Source organism: Sporomusaceae bacterium ACPt, assembly GCA_041428575.1.
Classification (GTDB): Bacteria; Bacillota; Negativicutes; order Sporomusales; family Sporomusaceae; genus Sporomusa_D; species Sporomusa_D carbonis.
Genome location: CP155570.1, coordinates 2,686,230 through 2,701,956 on the forward strand (window position 1 = coordinate 2,686,230; position 15,727 = coordinate 2,701,956).

General features: G+C 44.0%; 23 protein-coding genes and 1 riboswitch. Of the genes, 12 read left to right on the forward strand and 11 right to left on the reverse strand.

All coding sequences use genetic code 11. The features are described 5' to 3' along the window. Positions 1-225 precede the first annotated feature (225 nt). The gene (locus SCACP_RS13925; RefSeq protein ID WP_425058094.1) at positions 226-396 is read left to right on the forward strand and encodes a hypothetical protein; all 171 of its coding nucleotides are present in this window, start codon (positions 226-228) and stop codon (positions 394-396) included. Between the two features lie 661 nt (positions 397-1,057). Here the strand turns inward: SCACP_RS13925 and SCACP_RS13930 are convergent. From SCACP_RS13930 to SCACP_RS13975, 10 genes are all read right to left on the reverse strand, one after another. Further along, complete coding sequence (locus tag SCACP_RS13930; RefSeq protein ID WP_425058095.1) at positions 1,058-1,540, reverse strand: HAD family hydrolase; 483 nt, start codon at positions 1,538-1,540, stop codon at positions 1,058-1,060. 135 nt (positions 1,541-1,675) lie between these two features. Further along, complete coding sequence (locus SCACP_RS13935) at positions 1,676-2,023, reverse strand: DUF190 domain-containing protein (protein ID WP_425058096.1); 348 nt, start codon at positions 2,021-2,023, stop codon at positions 1,676-1,678. Between the two features lie 47 nt (positions 2,024-2,070). Continuing rightward, positions 2,071-2,442 (reverse strand): fluoride efflux transporter FluC, encoded by a 372-nt coding sequence (locus SCACP_RS13940; protein WP_425058097.1) that lies wholly within the window; start codon positions 2,440-2,442, stop codon positions 2,071-2,073. A gap of 5 nt (positions 2,443-2,447) precedes the next feature. Continuing rightward, complete coding sequence (gene crcB / locus SCACP_RS13945; RefSeq protein ID WP_425058098.1) at positions 2,448-2,879, reverse strand: fluoride efflux transporter CrcB; 432 nt, start codon at positions 2,877-2,879, stop codon at positions 2,448-2,450. Between the two features lie 345 nt (positions 2,880-3,224). Further along, a riboswitch (Fluoride riboswitch) is annotated at positions 3,225-3,287 on the reverse strand. Between the two features lie 179 nt (positions 3,288-3,466). Beyond that, positions 3,467-3,673 (reverse strand): DUF1657 domain-containing protein, encoded by a 207-nt coding sequence (locus tag SCACP_RS13950; RefSeq protein ID WP_425058099.1) that lies wholly within the window; start codon positions 3,671-3,673, stop codon positions 3,467-3,469. Between the two features lie 26 nt (positions 3,674-3,699). After that, positions 3,700-4,053, reverse strand: a complete 354-nt coding sequence (gene spoVAE / locus SCACP_RS13955; RefSeq protein ID WP_425058100.1) for a stage V sporulation protein AE — start codon at positions 4,051-4,053, stop codon at positions 3,700-3,702. 16 nt (positions 4,054-4,069) lie between these two features. Beyond that, complete coding sequence (gene spoVAD / locus SCACP_RS13960) at positions 4,070-5,071, reverse strand: stage V sporulation protein AD (protein WP_425058101.1); 1,002 nt, start codon at positions 5,069-5,071, stop codon at positions 4,070-4,072. Then, the gene (gene spoVAC / locus SCACP_RS13965; RefSeq protein ID WP_425058102.1) at positions 5,072-5,551 is read right to left on the reverse strand and encodes a stage V sporulation protein AC; all 480 of its coding nucleotides are present in this window, start codon (positions 5,549-5,551) and stop codon (positions 5,072-5,074) included. A 13-nt stretch (positions 5,552-5,564) separates the two neighbouring features. After that, entirely contained in the window at positions 5,565-6,425 is an 861-nt protein-coding gene (locus SCACP_RS13970; protein ID WP_425058103.1) for a DUF421 domain-containing protein, read from the reverse strand. A gap of 15 nt (positions 6,426-6,440) precedes the next feature. Further along, positions 6,441-6,647 (reverse strand): DUF1657 domain-containing protein, encoded by a 207-nt coding sequence (locus tag SCACP_RS13975; RefSeq protein ID WP_425058104.1) that lies wholly within the window; start codon positions 6,645-6,647, stop codon positions 6,441-6,443. Between the two features lie 213 nt (positions 6,648-6,860). On the opposite strand from SCACP_RS13975, the gene SCACP_RS13980 reads away from it, so the two are divergent. From SCACP_RS13980 to SCACP_RS13995, 4 genes are all read left to right on the forward strand, one after another. After that, positions 6,861-7,574 (forward strand): YetF domain-containing protein, encoded by a 714-nt coding sequence (locus SCACP_RS13980; protein WP_425058105.1) that lies wholly within the window; start codon positions 6,861-6,863, stop codon positions 7,572-7,574. Then, positions 7,547-7,957, forward strand: a complete 411-nt coding sequence (locus SCACP_RS13985) for a DUF4363 family protein (protein WP_425058106.1) — start codon at positions 7,547-7,549, stop codon at positions 7,955-7,957. Before SCACP_RS13980 ends, SCACP_RS13985 begins: the two co-directional genes overlap by 28 nt. 906 nt (positions 7,958-8,863) lie before the next feature. After that, entirely contained in the window at positions 8,864-10,042 is a 1,179-nt protein-coding gene (locus tag SCACP_RS13990; protein ID WP_425058107.1) for a glycosyltransferase family 4 protein, read from the forward strand. After that, positions 10,042-11,082, forward strand: coding sequence for a glycosyltransferase (locus SCACP_RS13995; RefSeq protein WP_425058108.1), 1,041 nt, complete (start codon positions 10,042-10,044; stop codon positions 11,080-11,082). Before SCACP_RS13990 ends, SCACP_RS13995 begins: the two co-directional genes overlap by 1 nt. 108 nt (positions 11,083-11,190) lie before the next feature. Here the strand turns inward: SCACP_RS13995 and SCACP_RS14000 are convergent, their stop codons facing one another. Continuing rightward, positions 11,191-11,331, reverse strand: coding sequence for a prolipoprotein diacylglyceryl transferase family protein (locus SCACP_RS14000; protein WP_425058109.1), 141 nt, complete (start codon positions 11,329-11,331; stop codon positions 11,191-11,193). A gap of 496 nt (positions 11,332-11,827) precedes the next feature. Here SCACP_RS14000 and SCACP_RS14005 point away from each other — a divergent pair, with 496 nt between their 5' ends. The 7 genes from SCACP_RS14005 to SCACP_RS14035 all read left to right on the forward strand — a co-directional run bounded on the left by SCACP_RS14005 (position 11,828) and on the right by SCACP_RS14035 (position 15,694). Beyond that, on the forward strand, positions 11,828-12,001 hold the full coding sequence (locus SCACP_RS14005; protein WP_425058110.1) for a hypothetical protein: 174 nt from the start codon (positions 11,828-11,830) through the stop codon (positions 11,999-12,001). 148 nt (positions 12,002-12,149) lie between these two features. Further along, positions 12,150-12,608: an MOSC domain-containing protein gene (locus SCACP_RS14010; protein WP_425058111.1), complete on the forward strand. Its 459-nt coding sequence runs from the start codon at positions 12,150-12,152 to the stop codon at positions 12,606-12,608. A gap of 146 nt (positions 12,609-12,754) precedes the next feature. Continuing rightward, positions 12,755-13,000, forward strand: coding sequence for a DUF5320 family protein (locus tag SCACP_RS14015; protein WP_425058112.1), 246 nt, complete (start codon positions 12,755-12,757; stop codon positions 12,998-13,000). Between the two features lie 120 nt (positions 13,001-13,120). Continuing rightward, on the forward strand, positions 13,121-13,975 hold the full coding sequence (locus SCACP_RS14020; protein WP_425058113.1) for a 4Fe-4S binding protein: 855 nt from the start codon (positions 13,121-13,123) through the stop codon (positions 13,973-13,975). Next, positions 13,972-14,892: an ATP-binding protein gene (locus tag SCACP_RS14025; protein ID WP_425058114.1), complete on the forward strand. Its 921-nt coding sequence runs from the start codon at positions 13,972-13,974 to the stop codon at positions 14,890-14,892. The genes SCACP_RS14020 and SCACP_RS14025 overlap by 4 nt, the downstream gene beginning before the upstream one ends. A gap of 69 nt (positions 14,893-14,961) precedes the next feature. Then, on the forward strand, positions 14,962-15,201 hold the full coding sequence (locus SCACP_RS14030) for a TIGR03905 family TSCPD domain-containing protein (protein WP_425058115.1): 240 nt from the start codon (positions 14,962-14,964) through the stop codon (positions 15,199-15,201). A 64-nt stretch (positions 15,202-15,265) separates the two neighbouring features. Then, complete coding sequence (locus SCACP_RS14035) at positions 15,266-15,694, forward strand: NifB/NifX family molybdenum-iron cluster-binding protein (protein WP_425058116.1); 429 nt, start codon at positions 15,266-15,268, stop codon at positions 15,692-15,694. The last annotated feature ends 33 nt before the right edge of the window (positions 15,695-15,727 follow it).

A 15,727-nucleotide genomic window follows, 5' to 3' on the forward strand; every position in this document is an offset into this window, starting at 1 on the left:
TAACAACACGCCCAGAAAAAAATCTTTATTGGATTTCATATAATGAAAAGGGCTGTGGGAAAACTTAGAGATAAGTTATCCACAGCCCAACTTCAAATATGTTTTTAGCATTAAAATTATTGAATCCGTACCACTACTGCAAATGAAACTCACTTGGCAAACGTTACAAATTACGGAGCGGATGTAGAGTCTACGGCTTAAACGCGAGTTCCGGAAAAAGCGTAAATGGAGAAGTTTCTAGCTCAAGTTCTGGAAAAAATACAAATCCAGCTTCGGGAGGCTCATCCGGATTATCACCACAACATGGGCATACGCAATAACAATAATAATCAAATTCGCAGCCGCACCGTGGACATACTTTATATAGACGGTAATGACAAACCCTATACAATTTAAAATTTGCTTCATAGATTTTTATACATTTTTTAGTACATTTAGACAAGCACCAACAGTATTGTAAGCAGGAATCATTGTCCATTATAATAAAACCTCCTAGTTTAATTCTTTCTATATTATATGTAAACAAATAATAAACTTCCTATTTTTTACCGCTTGTCGTTGAAAGTTTAATAAAAATAAAAAACTCTCGATCAAAGTGATCAAGAGTTTTTCCGAGCTTATTGTCTTATAGACAACAAAAATTTATCAGCAGGTCGAGCTACAGTCATCCTCAAAGCAGCAAAACAGCAAAATAATTATAATAATGATTATAACCCAACTATTTCCACGACCACCGCAACCGCCAAAACCAAAACTCATATGTATTCCTCCTTTTGTTTGCAAAGATATTACATTGTATGACATATGAAGATGTTTTGCTACAGTCCGGATTGCTCCCAAAAACGCCTTCCGCGAATATACCGGAAAGGCTTAATTTTCTTATGGGAGCCTAGTGGATTTTTCTCTGGGTTCATTACATCTGATGCTTCACATATTGATCCGATAGCTAACCGCCATTAATACCCCCGCTTTTGTAAACGGCGGCCTAATTGGCGCTAGGCTCCTGGATTGGCTCAACTAAGCTCAGTAAACTGGCCTGATGCAAGTTTCGCCCTATCTATTTCCGTAATGTAGCAATCAACCGCTTAGGATTTAAGAGCAGTTGAATGGCATCTTCCGGACACTTAACCACGATATTGGCCGAAGCTAAGACACTGGTACTTGCGCCCTCTGGTCCCAGTACGCAAATTTTCAGTCCCGCTATAAAAAACATGGGCTGGTCGTTGACGCCATTACCGATAACTACCGTATTTTCGGGGCTAAACTGCTGAACGTATCGTGCTTTCTCCGTACCGTCCATACTACTATCCAAGAGAATGAGTTCAACACCCGGCACATCTTGTAGCTGGCTCCGCGCTAGTCCAAACGTATCCGCCGTGATGACCGCCACGCGCACTTTACCGGCCAACTCGGCCAGTAGTTGCCGGACACTTGGGGAAATTATGCCTTCTTCCGCCAACGTTCCATTATAATCGAACACAACAAGTTGGATTTCGTATTGTCTGCCATTTGGCAAATTAATCGTAATAATAGTCCCCATCTCCTTTTTCTCTTAATAACATAGACTGCCACCATCATTAGACAAGTCCGGCAGCGCCAATACTTCCCTCAACCGCTACCAGATAAAAATTCAGGCATAAGGTATTACCTCATTTATATACAATACATATAATAATTACCGTTTGGGAGGCTTACGTCCGTATTTGATGACCTCAACATCGTCAACTGTCACCAGCCCCTCTGACAACATCTCATCCAGATACGGTAGCAGCCTAGCTATATATTCCTCACTGTCAATGATTTCGACCAGCAGCGGTAAATCACTGGACAGGTCCAGGATTGTCGCCGTATGAATACGGCTGTTGGCTCCATAGCCCATAAGACCGCGAAACACAGTAGCCCCCGCCATATCTAACTCTTTAGCCTTTTCGACAATAGCATGATACAAAGAACGCCGCTTCCAATGGTCGGCTTCCCCAATGTAAATACGCAATCGTTTTGCTTTACTCGCAATTTTAGGCACTATCTTTGCCTCCTCTTGAAAAAAAAATAATAATTCCCACTTATGTTTTAAGCCCCGCAGACATAACCGATGCCGCAGCATACTACTCCGACAATCGCACTCCCAGCGATATAAGCGAAAAAGTTTTTCCATTCCCCGTCTTCCACCAACCGGATACTTTCATAAGCAAATGTTGAGTGTGTCGTGTAAGCACCCAAAAAACCGATCTGAAAACCATAGCGTTCGATAATGACGTGGTCCGTTGGCAATCCTGAAATGTGGGCCGCCGAAAAACCGAGAAGAAACGATCCGGTCACGTTAATCAGAAAGGTTGCCAATGGGAACCTCATAAAATAATATCTGCCTACTATCTGTCCAACGCCAAAACGCGTCAAAGCGCCGGCAACGCCGCCAATGCCGATGATGATTATTAACTCCATACTGCTCACGTCTCTGTATCACCAACCGTTCCGTCATCCACTTGTTTATTGGCCTGAAATTGCTCGATGCCGCGGGCGACAACCAAACCGAGGGCCGACATAGCGATGCACAGAAAAATACTGGAAAATAAATACAACCCTGCGTACCAGAACTGATGGTTCTGGTACAATTGAAATGTTTCTAGAGAAAATGTGGAAAATGTCGTAAATGCGCCGAGAAATCCTGTGGAAATTCCCAACCGGAGGAACGGGCTGATTGCTAATAAGTCCAAGGCAACAGTAAGAAACAGAGACAGTATAAAACACCCCAGCAAGTTAATGACTAATGTCCCCCATGGAAACCCGGTACTGTGTACAAGGTCAGCAAACCACTGCCCCATGCCGAACCGGGCTATGGCCCCCAGCAAACCGCCAACCGCCACCGCGAAATAACTCATTATCAGACTCCTTTCACTTATCGATAATGTATCTTTATGAATAGATACCTTCAATCCTCCAGGTTTGATTTTTTCGAAGAATGATTTAAGTAGCACCTTTCATATTTAACTCCTCCCTCTTTTGTTTAGCGAGCTGTTTGGTATATACTATTCAACAGATTCTTTGAGTATAGTCCGCCAGGCATACTCTTGATTCCGTACGCTTTACCCAAAAAATTTTCCAAGGGGCGCACGCTGACATGAATGTAACTAAGTCCGTAATATTGATTTAGTATAATCTTATTTCTAGCCAGCAACGGCGCAAATTAATGCAAATTAATTATAAAAAAACAAACTCCTACCACTATAATGGTAGGAGTCATTACCGTTTGCACGGGGTTCATGGCGAACTCCATCGCCTTTTATTTGTAAATAATTATAACTTAATAAACTTACACCGTCAATAATGCATATTTTAGTTTATATTACAAACTCCCACCGTCTGCACGGTAGGAGTCATCACCTGGCTAACCAGGATTCGAGCGAACCCATCGCTTTTTTTTTCTTTGATTGTAACAATATAACACCGTTCCCGTCAATAGTTCAGACTACTGCTGCTTGTACTGGGGTTCCTGTTGCTCAATATATTTTTGTCTTCCCTGTAATGTTTCAACTGCATTGTCGAGGGTCTGTGCTAATTGTTCAAAGGTTTGTTTTGCCTGCTGGTCCTGAGTCTCCAATGAAAATGTTTTCATGGTGGCGGCAGCGTTTTGAACAGTTGCAATAGCCTGAGTCATTTGCGTACCTACTGTCATTTTTTCACCTCCTTTATAGAAGCATTTTATCCTTTGGGTTTAAACAGTAAAGCTGATAAAAAGCCGAATATAATCGCCGCTGAAATGCCGGCGCTGGTAATTTTAAAAATACCTGTCAATACGCCGACAAGGCCGGTTTTTTGGGCCTCCTGGAGAGCGCCCTTTACCAATTGATTGCCAAAGCTGCTTATGGGGACGGAAGCTCCGGCACCGGCAAACTTAACTAAATTGTCATAGAGGCCCAACCCCCCTAAAACAGCTCCCGTTACTACCAGTGCAACCATTGTATGCGCGGGAGTTAGTTTCAACCCGTCCATAAGGAGTTGTCCGAGTACACATATAGATCCGCCAACGATAAACGCTAAAATAAACTTCTCCAAACGTAGGCCCCCAATTTTACATTTCTATTGATACTGCATAGGCAATGCACGGTATGGTTTCCTTTTGCTGGTAAGACATAGGAGAGAGCAAAGCGCCTGTGGCTATAACGAGAATCCGGTTCAGCTCCCCTCGTCGCATGCGATTTAAAAGATGCCCGAAGGCAGTTGTAGCAACACAGGCACAGCCGCTGCCACCGGCAAAAACCGGCTGATCCTCCTTGTACATTAGAATACCGCAGTCGGTCAATTTTTCTACCGGGATGTCAAGTCCGTGCTTTGTCAGCAAATCTCCGGCAATCCGGTGACCTATCTTGCCTAAATCTCCAGTCGCAATGAGGTCATAATGTGACGGGGATAGGTTCAAATCCCTGAAATGGGCTTCGATCGTATCAACGGCGGCCGGAGCCATGGCAGCCCCCATGTTAAAAGGATCGGAAAGTCCCATATCGATTACGCGTCCAATGGTAGCAGCTACAACCCGCGGCCCTTCCCCTTGCCGTGCAACAACTGCAGCACCTGCCCCCGTCACCGTCCACTGGGCGGTGGGGGGTTTTTGCGCGCCATATTCAGTAGGATACCTGTATTGTTTTTCCGAAGCGGCATTATGGCTGGAGGTACCGACAAGTGCATTCTGGGCAAACCCACTATCGATAATAAGGGAAGCTAGTGATAGTCCTTCCATGGCACTGGAACATGCTCCATAAATACCTAAATAAGGAACGGCAAGGGTACGGGCCGTAAAGCTGCTGGGCATAATCTGATTAATTAAATCACCGCTGAAAAAAAACTGGATATCTTCTTTTTTGAGTCCCGCTTTTTTAATGGCTGTCTCGCATGCTTGTTCCAAAAACTTTTTTTCTGCTTGTTCATAACTATCCTGTCCAAGCCATATATCACCATGCAGCAGATCGAAGTCACCGGCCAGGTTGCCTTGCGCCTCAAAAGGCCCGCCGATAGCTGCCGAACCAATGATGACCGGTTTCGAATCAAAAAACCATGTTTGATGACCTTGCAGCATTTACATTCCACCTAATGACATAATGGATACTCTTACAATCGCAACAATAAAAGCCGAAAAGACGCCAAACACAATTACTGGTCCGGCGATTTTAAACATATTTCCGCCGACACCTAATACAAACCCCTCGCTTTTATGGTCAAGAGAAGCTGATGCGATAGTATTGGCAAACCCGGTAACCGGAACGGCACTGCCAGCACCGCCCCATTGAGCAATATGATCATATAAACCAAGGCTTGTAAGTATCACAGAAATCAAAATCAAAATCGCAACAGTGGGATCGCCTGCAGTCTTTTCATCAAAGTTAAAATAGGTCATGAAAAACCACTGGATTCCCTGACCAATGGTACAGATAATGCCGCCGGTAACAAAAGCTCGTATGCAGTTTGTCAGTATGGGACGCTGGGGCTCGCGGGCATGGGCAAAGTCCTGGTATTGCTGCTGTACAGGAGTTAGATTCTTTCTTTTAATACTTGACAATATAACTCACCTTCTATCGCAGTAAATAGGGCTTAAGTTTTTCCTTAAGTTGTTTTAATGTTTCAGCATGTTGTGTATACATTTTCTTAGCGGCTTCATCCTGTGTCTCCAGCGCAAAGATCATGAGGTCAGCCTGGCTTTTTTCCAAATTAGCATATAGCATTTCTTTCACTTTAGGCTGGGGTAGTTCTACAGAGTCGTCAAAAAGATCCAGGTATAAATCGCCAGACGAGTCTACCTGTCCGATAAAAACATTGTCTAACGATACCCCGGCACTTTCCAGCTGAATGCCCAGCCATTCCTTGTTAAATCCCAATGAAGACAGGGGTTCGTTTAATATGTTGCCATCCAGAATAACGGTCTGCGGTTCTGCCAGAGGGGCCGCTTTTACACCTAAATCATGGGAGGACACAGGTTTTTTATCAGATTTCAGCAATACATTGATATCTCCGGTATCTTCCATTACGGCAAATTCAACATCTGCTAGATTGAAAGCATTTTTAGAGCGAAGCCCGCGGAGAAGTTCCTCTCCTGTTAATCCTGTTTGCATAAGATTCTCTTCCATAATTTTTCCATGCTTAATCAACACAGTTTCTTTCCCGTTAATAAGGTCATGGACCCACTTGCTTTTTATCGACAAATAATCCAATGCTATAGGAAACAGCACCCAAATCCCAAGAGTAATAAAACCAAAAACGGGATTTGGGATTAGATTTAAGGACATTAATGCCGCAATAACCGCAGTTACCATGTAGCTTACCAACCGAAACGGCGCCATACGGGCGATATTTCTTTTTTCCAATAATCTGATTAAGATTAGTAACAAAAAGAATAAGGCAATTGAATTAAGTACTATTTGTATCCATGCCGGCATTTTATAATCTCCTAGCTAGTTTCCTTTATATTGTGGCTCTTGATATTCCAAAGTCTGCAGCCTTTTCTCCAGATCGTCTATAATGATTTCTGTAGTTTCTAATGCTTGGTTGTAAATTGATTTGGTTTCTTTATCCCGCGTCTGCAGCACATATAATCTTAATGTACCCTGACTACCTTTTAATGTAGCTAACGTTTTTTTTACTTGCGATGCAACTGTCATAATATTCCCTCCATTCACCGTATTATTATTATTCTATTTTCGCCTTTCATTCAGGAAAAATTATGGCATATTATGGAAAATGATGCCCTTTGTTTTTAAAATCTGTAATGCTACCTGATTCATGAATAACAAGTTATCGTCGTGATAAACTAATTCAGGTAACATAAATAAAATTTTCCACTTTAATTAAAAATCATTAGGGAGGGTGCATTTTTGTCAATTACACTTGTTGTAATAATACGCTCTGTTATTTCTTTTTTTGCTTTATTACTATTTGTTCGGCTTATGGGAAAGCAGCAGGTTGCCCAGCTAACTTTTTTTGACTATGTTGTTGGTATTACCATTGGTTCTATGGCTTCTACCATATCAGTACAAGTAAATGAAAATTTAGTGTCTACCATGGCCGGGCTGGCTACCTGGACAATACTGGCGATAATACTGGCCATTTTGAGTATGCATAATGTTTGGATTCGTAAGATGGTAGACGGCGAGGCGACAATTGTGGTTGCCGACGGGAAAATTCTTGAAGATAATTTAAGAAAAATCCGTATCCCCATGGAACAACTTCTATCCGAGCTTCGAACCCAAGGAGTATTCAATATAACAGATGTAGAGTTTGTGATGTTCGAGCCGGGGGGAAAGATTAGTATACAAAAGAAATCTCAAAAACAACCCATTACTCCTAAGGACTTAAATATCACAACACAATATGATGGGCTGCCTACAAACCTGATTTTAGACGGTATTTTACTTCAAGATGCTCTTCGTTCCCTTCATTTGTCCAAGGCTTGGCTGCAGCATCAACTCAGTAAACAAAACATTCAGGATGTCAGGGACGTTTCCCTGGCACAATTAGATACCAAGGGAAATCTATATGTTGACTTAAAAGGAGACAAATCATGTTATACAATACCAACAAACAGCTAAAATTATCGGCCGGCAGTTTTTATTTGCTCAAAAGGATTATTCTTACAATTTTTTTGTGCGGTATTTTAGTTATTTCTTGCTCCTGTACGCTGCTGACAAAATCTTTCGATAGCCGCACAGGCTTTTCCAAACATTTAGCCCAGGTGGAAAACAGCATCCGGAATGAAGACTGGGAACAAGCAAAACTTGATGTTGAAGAGTCCAAAACAGCTTGGAAAAAGATAAAACCATTTATGCAAGTGGACATTGACCACGACTATATAAAAGACATTGAAGATGGCTTTATCGAATTAGACGGATATCTTGACACCAAAGATAAATCCAATTCTCTGGTATCTATTCTTTTAATAGAGAATACATGGGAAAATATAGACTCTCTCTGACTACAAGATGTCAACCTAAGCTTAGCCGGCTCTTTTATTCCCTATTCTGCCGGTCGATAAATAAAAAATGTTCCAGCATTCCGGCTTTTGTTTCAGAGCCTGTCCCTGCCTGCTTTTAACGGCGGGGTTTTCTATTTTTTGTCCTTTTCCTGGCTGTGAAGTACATTTCCGGCAAGACGCTATGGTATACCTCAGGATTTGTCCGGTGACCGCTTCATCAGTCTGGGATATCCAAAGTAGGACCTGTCCTGTAAAGATCTATCAGCCAAGCGAGAGCGCTATTACGCCAAGTACAATAATTGCAACCCTTATTCAAATGTTACGGCAGCTTTACAGTAGCGGCTTCCCCCTATGGCCCCGGATTGAGATTGTATAATGAATGCGCATTCTGTCGATAATTTTTGGGATTTTTTTGAAATACTGATTTGGGATTCTTGACATGAATATTTTGGCAATGTAAAATATATAACAAAACTATTGTTAGCACTCCTCCCTTGCGAGTGCTGATAACTACTCCGCTAATTTTTGGTGTATGATTTTATTGCATTTAAAATTGGAAGGAGGTTTTTTTATTGGCAACGTACTTTCAATCAAAACTCCAAGCACAAGTAATATTTACAGGGAGTTGTTCAAACGTCATCCGCTGAATTCTATCCTAATAAGCAAGGATTGGCCCCGGGTATCGCGCAAAAGACATTGAACTCGCTTTTGGAGACCGTTCAGACTTAAATGTCATAATTCATTATGAACATGAAAATAGGCCGCTTGGAACAGGGGTGCCATCAAAAATGCAGAAAAACATTTTGATGGTACTTTCTTCGTTGATGAGCATCTTATCAGCGATGTATACTGGGTAAAACCTGATCAACCATCAGCAAGTTAAAAAGTAAAGGAGGCATTGTTTGGATGGTTACTACGAATCGTATTCGCAACGTAGCCTTTCTAAGCACTTATCCTCCCAGAGAGTGCGGATTGGCTACATTTACACAAGACCTGGTACAAGCCTTGGACGCATTTGACGGTCTGATCAAGACAAAGGTTATCGCTGTTAGCAATGGGGAATATTATAATGATCAGCAAGTAATGGCTGAATTGTCGCAGAATGACAAATCGAGTTATCTTCAACTTGCGAAAAAAATCAATGAATCGGACATTGACCTATTGGTAATTGAGCACGAATATGGCATTTTTGGCGGCACTTGCGGCGATTATATTGGAGAATTGATTAAAAACCTGCAAGTTCCGGTCATTACTACCCTTCATACGGTCTTGCCTAATCCGTCTTTTAAACAAAAACAGGTTTTAAGCACATTGGGCGCGGCTAGTATCAAAGTTGTCACAATGGCCAGAAATACTATGAAAATTTTACAGAATGTTTACGACATTAATGCCGGAAAGATCGAAGTAATACCTCATGGCGTACCTTTCCGTTTGCTTGAGCCAAGAGATAAGTTAAAGGAAAAGAACGGATATGCCAGCTTGAACATTATAGCCACCTTTGGCCTTATCAGTCCGGGAAAAGGGCTGGAATACGGCATCGAAGCGATAGCTGAAGTCGTGAAGGACCACCCCAATACGTTATACCTGATCCTTGGAAAAACACATCCTTGCATCAAAAATGAGCAAGGAGAAAATTACCGGGAGAAACTGCTTGACCTCACTCACCGGTTAGGCCTGGATAATCATGTACGCTTTATTGACAAATATCTGACTAAGGAAGAAATCATTTACTACCTCCGCCTTTGTGATATATATCTTACTCCATATTTATCAAAAGATCAGGCAGTTAGCGGTACTCTTGCCTATGCTGTCGGCTGTGGCCGGGTAGTGGTTTCAACCCCTTATTTATACGCGCAAGAGCTTTTAGGGGACGGGCGGGGGCTGTTGGCCGAGTTTCGGGATCCCAATTCTATAGCAAAATGCATAAAGTACGTCTTAGACAACCCTGATAAAAAACGCGAAATGGAACTTAGGACGGCAAAGCTTGGACAAACTATGCTGTGGCGCACCGTAGCTGCTGCGTATTTTGAGTTATTCCTGAAGTTAACAGGTGACAGCAAAAATGCTGGTACTAAGGTGAGTTAATGGTGGGAAGCATTTCAGCATTACCATTTAACAGCGACCATATTTTCCGGCTAACAGATAGCACCGGAATGTTTCAGCACGCAAAATTCAGCGTTCCTGACCCTTCCAAGGGATATACCACCGACGATAACGCCAGGGCGCTGATTGTGGCCATATTGCTTTGGACGGTATATGACCAAAAAGAATACCTTGATCTCGCTTACAGGTACCTCTCTTTCGTTGTAAACGCTCAAACTGAAACCGGAAAATATCGAAACTTTATGTCGTACAATCGCCGTTTCCTGGAAGACGAAGGCTCGGAAGATTGTTTTGGACGTTGTCTTTGGGCGCTTGGTCACGTCATGGCAAACCCTAAGACTCCCGATGGCATGAAGGAAGCCTGCAAATATCTTCTTGCGCGAAGCCTGCCGAATGTGCCGGCTCTACAGTGGCTAAGAGCCAAGGCTTATGCCATTATAGGTCTGAAGCATGTTGCAACTACCCAGGCCTATGATTACATTCAGTATTTATCCGCGTCCCTGGCCGATAGCTATAAAAAGCATGCAATAAAAAAATGGTGCTGGTTTGAAGATGCTTTGACATACAGCAATGCTGTCCTGCCATGGGCAATGTTTATTGCCGGCAAGGTTTTGGAAATTAGCGAGTTGTTATCGATAGCCGAAGAAAGCTTGGCATTTTTGGAAAAGGTAACGTTTACCGACGGGTATTTCAAACCCATTGGGTGTCAAGGGTGGTATTCGAAAAGCGGTATTCCGGCGAAATACGACGAACAGCCGCTTGAAGCTTGCGAGACAGCTTTGGCTTACCTCGAAGGATACGCTTCCATCCGGAGAATCGATTATTTAGCGAAAGCAAAAACTTGCCGGGATTGGTATTTGGGAAAAAATTCCTTGCAAAAGAGTCTCATCGATCCACAGACCGGCGGCTGCTATGACGGTATCACGCCGACCGGCGTGAACTTGAACCAAGGAGCGGAAAGTATTATATCCTATAGCATGTGCCGATTGATTATTGACGGGTTGGCGTGTGAAGGGAAGTAAGTAATGGTTAGCTTTGGCAGGCACCATATTCCCAGAGGCAAGTTAAGCCTGTAAGGTAAATACACTAACACGGTGAGAATAATGATATCCAGCCCGGCCTCAAATAATTCAGCCGGTACCAGGGGAACCTTGCCCCAGGCTTGAAAGGCCGATGCGCCCGATGGCCTGACCCAAAATGAGCCGTGGCGCGGCAATGTCAGCAAAACGCCGGAATGATAGCCCCCTGCGCCTAAAATACCGCCAGGCCAATACCGCGTTGGCAGCGACCGCCCCCTGGATAGACTAAACCCATTAACCACCACAGCTTAACTACCGGGGCTGTCCCAAAAGCCCAAAATTAAGTTGACGGTGGTTTCTAATCCCAAAAAAGTAGTCCGTATCACATAAAAGTGGTACGGACTTGCTTATTTTTATATTAATTAGAGCAAAAGCGGCGAAGTAGATAACTTCATCTGAGCTTTGGGACAGTCCCTTCTCATTCGAATGGGTTCTTATAAACTTAACCTGCGGTACTTGTTTGGCTCCTACTGCCAAGCGGTTTTCCGCCCCCGCAAGTTGCCCATCAGCGCCCGGAATTTTTATCTGCGTTCAAGTTGGGATCATTCTCGGACAATAACCGGAGAAAATTCCATAACTGAAAGATAATACTCATTTTGTTCCTAAATCCCCATTTCATTTCTTGACATTCCCTGTTAAGTATTATATATTAATTATGAAATATAGTTCATAATTTGGAAGGATGCTTATGAGTCGACCATACAAAGAGCGTCGAGTCGAACACCTGCCGCCATTCACAAACTACAAACCCGCAGGAAGTTCCTCCCTCAACATTGAGGAGGTCACTTTACCCATTGAAGAAATGGAAACCATTCGTTTGGCGGATATCGAACGGGGAATAAAAATTTCTAGTCATGTATAAAACATATTTCATTAAACAGGAAATAAAGTTTATTCTTGCAGCTACGGCTACAATGCACAACCGATCTGGAAAAAAAAATTGCACTGTTTAGATTAGAATGACAACAGTAATAGATCATCAATAGATCATCGAAATGGAGGTATGTGAAGTGGGCACTGTTCTATCCATCCACATAAGTTCAATTAAAGGTGTTGAAAAAAATACCGTCGGCGAAGCAAAAGTGCTTGAGGGTTGGGGTTTAGAGAATGATGCGCATGGAGGAAACTGGGATAGGCAAGTGAGCATCTTTCCTGTAGAAGCGATGAACAAAGTACCAGCCGAAAAATATGATGAGGTAATAAACGGCGGATATACTGAAAATATCACCATTTCCGGCATTGCACTTGATCAGTTTTCCACCAACAGTTTAGTGCAAATCGGTAATGAAGTTTTAATACAAATTAAACATGTCGGTAAAGAAAAATACAAAGAAACCGGCCGGCCTTATATTGTCAGCAGGGAGGGACGGTTTGGCGTCATCTTAAAAGGTGGTAACATAAAAACAGGCGATGTGGTAAGTCTTGTTGAGTGCGGTTCTGCTGCCGTGACGATGAATAAAAATTTTTAGTCTAATTATGAGATATATTTCATATGTTATCGAAAAGGAGGTCTCCCATGTATTCCGAAAAGGTAATTGAACATTTCATGTCGTAACATACTTTTTTAGTTTCGTTATGAAATATAGTTCATATTTTACGAGAGGAGGTGATTCCTATGCCAAGAAGAGATGGAACAGGCCCTTGGGGCACTGGGCCGTTCGGCCGCGGGCGCGGCGGTTGCCAACAGATGGGGTTTGGCAATGGGTTTGGTGCGGGCTTTGGACGTGGTATACAAAGTGGCTTTGGCTTTGCTAGCAACGCCCCCGCTGTGCCCGAAACTCTGGAAGCCCAGGCAGAACGCTTGGAAGCACAAGCGGCTTACCTGCGTAATCTAGCCAAGCAGAACCGTAAAGCCGAATAACCATTCCAACCCGGCTCTTCGCTATCGACAGCTGCAAAGGATTCATTTCCCACTCCCCATCTGTCAACCTATACAGCGAAGAGCCCCTCTTCATTTACCCATGCAAAAGGAGGAACTCCTATGCTGATTAGTATTGCCAGCGGCAAAGGAGGCACAGGAAAAACCGCTCTGTCCCTGCTGCTTGCCGCCGCGCATTCAAATATTTCCCTAGTCGACTGCGACGTCGAAGAGCCAAACTGTCATTTGTTTTTACAGCCCGCCTGGCAAGACCCCGGTCGCGAAATTACCGTTACAATTCCGCACATTGACTCCGCTTTATGCAATGGATGCGGTGCTTGCTCCACTGTTTGTTTGTTTAATGCCATAGCCATTTCCGGTAAAACCGCTTTATTATTTGACGAATTATGTCACAGCTGCGGCGGCTGCCTGCTCGTCTGCCGGCAACAGGCTATAATTGAGGAATCAAAAACCATTGGCACCCTTGCAACAGGAACATCTACCACCCATCCCGGCATTCACTTGGTAAGCGGTACCTTAAAAGTTGGCACTCCCAGCGCCGTGGCGCTCATCAAAAGGATGAAGCAAGAAACCGCGAAGCTTACCGGAGACGTGTTGCTGGATTGTCCGCCCGGTACTTCCTGCTCGATGGTGACAGCCGTCCAAGACAGTGACTTTTGCATACTCGTAACCGAGCCGACTCCTTTCGGGCGGCATGACCTGGAACTGGCCATGAATATTACCTGTCTGCTTCAGATACCGACAGGCGTAGTGATTAATAAAAGTGATGCAGCCTCCTCCGGTGACGAAAGTATTGAAACCTTATGCGAGAGCCGTCAAATTCCGATATTGGCCAAAATCCCCCATAGCCTGTCCTTTGCCAAGCAATATGCTGCAGGCTGTATCCCGGATGAGTTCCAAGCCATCGCCGCTAATATCTGGCATAAACTTAAATCCGAAAGGAGCGCCGGAACATGAAGGAATTAGTCATTGTCAGCGGCAAAGGCGGTACAGGCAAAACCAGCATCAGTGCCGCGCTCGCCTTTTTAGCCCCGCAAAAAGTACTCGTAGATTGCGATGTAGATGCCGCCAACTTTCATTTGATTAGCGGCGCTGCCATTCGCGAAACTCATGCGTTTACAGCCGGGTTTGAACCACATGTTGATGAAGAAACATGCACGCACTGCGGCAAATGTACCGATTTGTGCCGGTTTGAGGCCATTACGGACGGTGTGATCACGACACCGCTTAATTGTGAAGGCTGTGGTGTATGTGCCTTTAACTGCCCGGCACATGCCATTAGTATGAAAGAAAAACAAGCGGGTCACTGGTTTGTATCCGATACCCGCTTCGGGCGCTTAATTCACGCAGAACTTGGCCTATCTGTGGAAAACTCCGGCAAACTGGTCAGCAAAGTGCGGCAAGAAGCAAAAAAAATTGCCACAGCCCATCGCCTGCCGCTTATTATCACCGATGGACCGCCTGGCATCGGTTGCCCGGCCATCGCTGCGTTATCAGGTGCCAGTTTAGCGCTGGCTGTCGTCGAACCATCCGCTTCCAGCATGCATGACGTAAAACGGTTGGTCGATTTAGTATCCCATTTTGGGTTACCGCTTTCCGTATGTATTAACAAGAGTACCCTACATCCGGAAAATACCCAAGAACTCATTGCTTGGTGCGATCATAACGCCATTCCCGTCGCGGGACAGTTGCCTTACAGTGATGCCTTTCGCAATGCCATCCAATCAGGTAAAACCGTGCTGGAAATGCCTGAAAATGCTGAAGTCAAAGACTCTCTGAAAAAACTTTGGCATAACTTAGCAACCCTCTTAGAAGTTCCGGCAACCGAAAGTAAGTTCGGCTATCTCCAAAGAAGGCTCAACCCCTTTCGTTAACCACTTTCCCTTTCATCGGCATGCATACCGAAACTATTCTTTTTTATCAGATAAGGAGATGGTAGCATCATGACAAGTTATACTCCACAAGGCGTCTGCTCTAAAGAAATTCAATTTGACATCGAAAATGATACCGTTAAAAATGTAAAATTCATCGGCGGCTGTCCCGGAAATCTCCAGGCGATCAGCATCTTGATTGAAGGAATGCCCATCGATGAAGTAATTCAAAAATTTAAAGGCAACCTTTGCCGCAATGGAACTTCCTGTACCGACCAACTGGCGAAGGCATTAGAGACATATAAAAAATGATATTAAATACTGTCGCCGAAACCGCGGATGAACCTGCTTTGTAAAGCGCGATATCCGCTGGCTATTGGCGCAACAAGCGCCTTGGATTAACAGACTAACCATTAAGAAAGCGAGGAAACATATGATGAAAATTGCCATTACGGCGCACGGTGAAGACCGCCATGCGGCAGTCGATTCCCGGTTTGGCCGGGCCGATTATTTCGTCCTCTATGATCAGGAGAAAGACACATGGGACGCTATGCCCAACACGCAAAATCTCGAAGCCGCCCATGGGGCCGGTATCCAGGCGGGACAATCCCTAGCCAAAACCGGTGCCAAGGTACTCATCACCGGTCACGTCGGTCCCAAAGCCTTTAAGGTTCTGCAGGCCGGACAAATCGCCATGTATTCTCTAGGCGAAATGAACGGCACTGTAGAAGAGGCTCTGTCAGCCTTTCTAGCCGGCAAGCTGGCGGCCATCGCCGTACCAAACGCGCTGGATGGAAAGAAATAATATTACTGTCACAAAAACTAAAGGAGATGGATT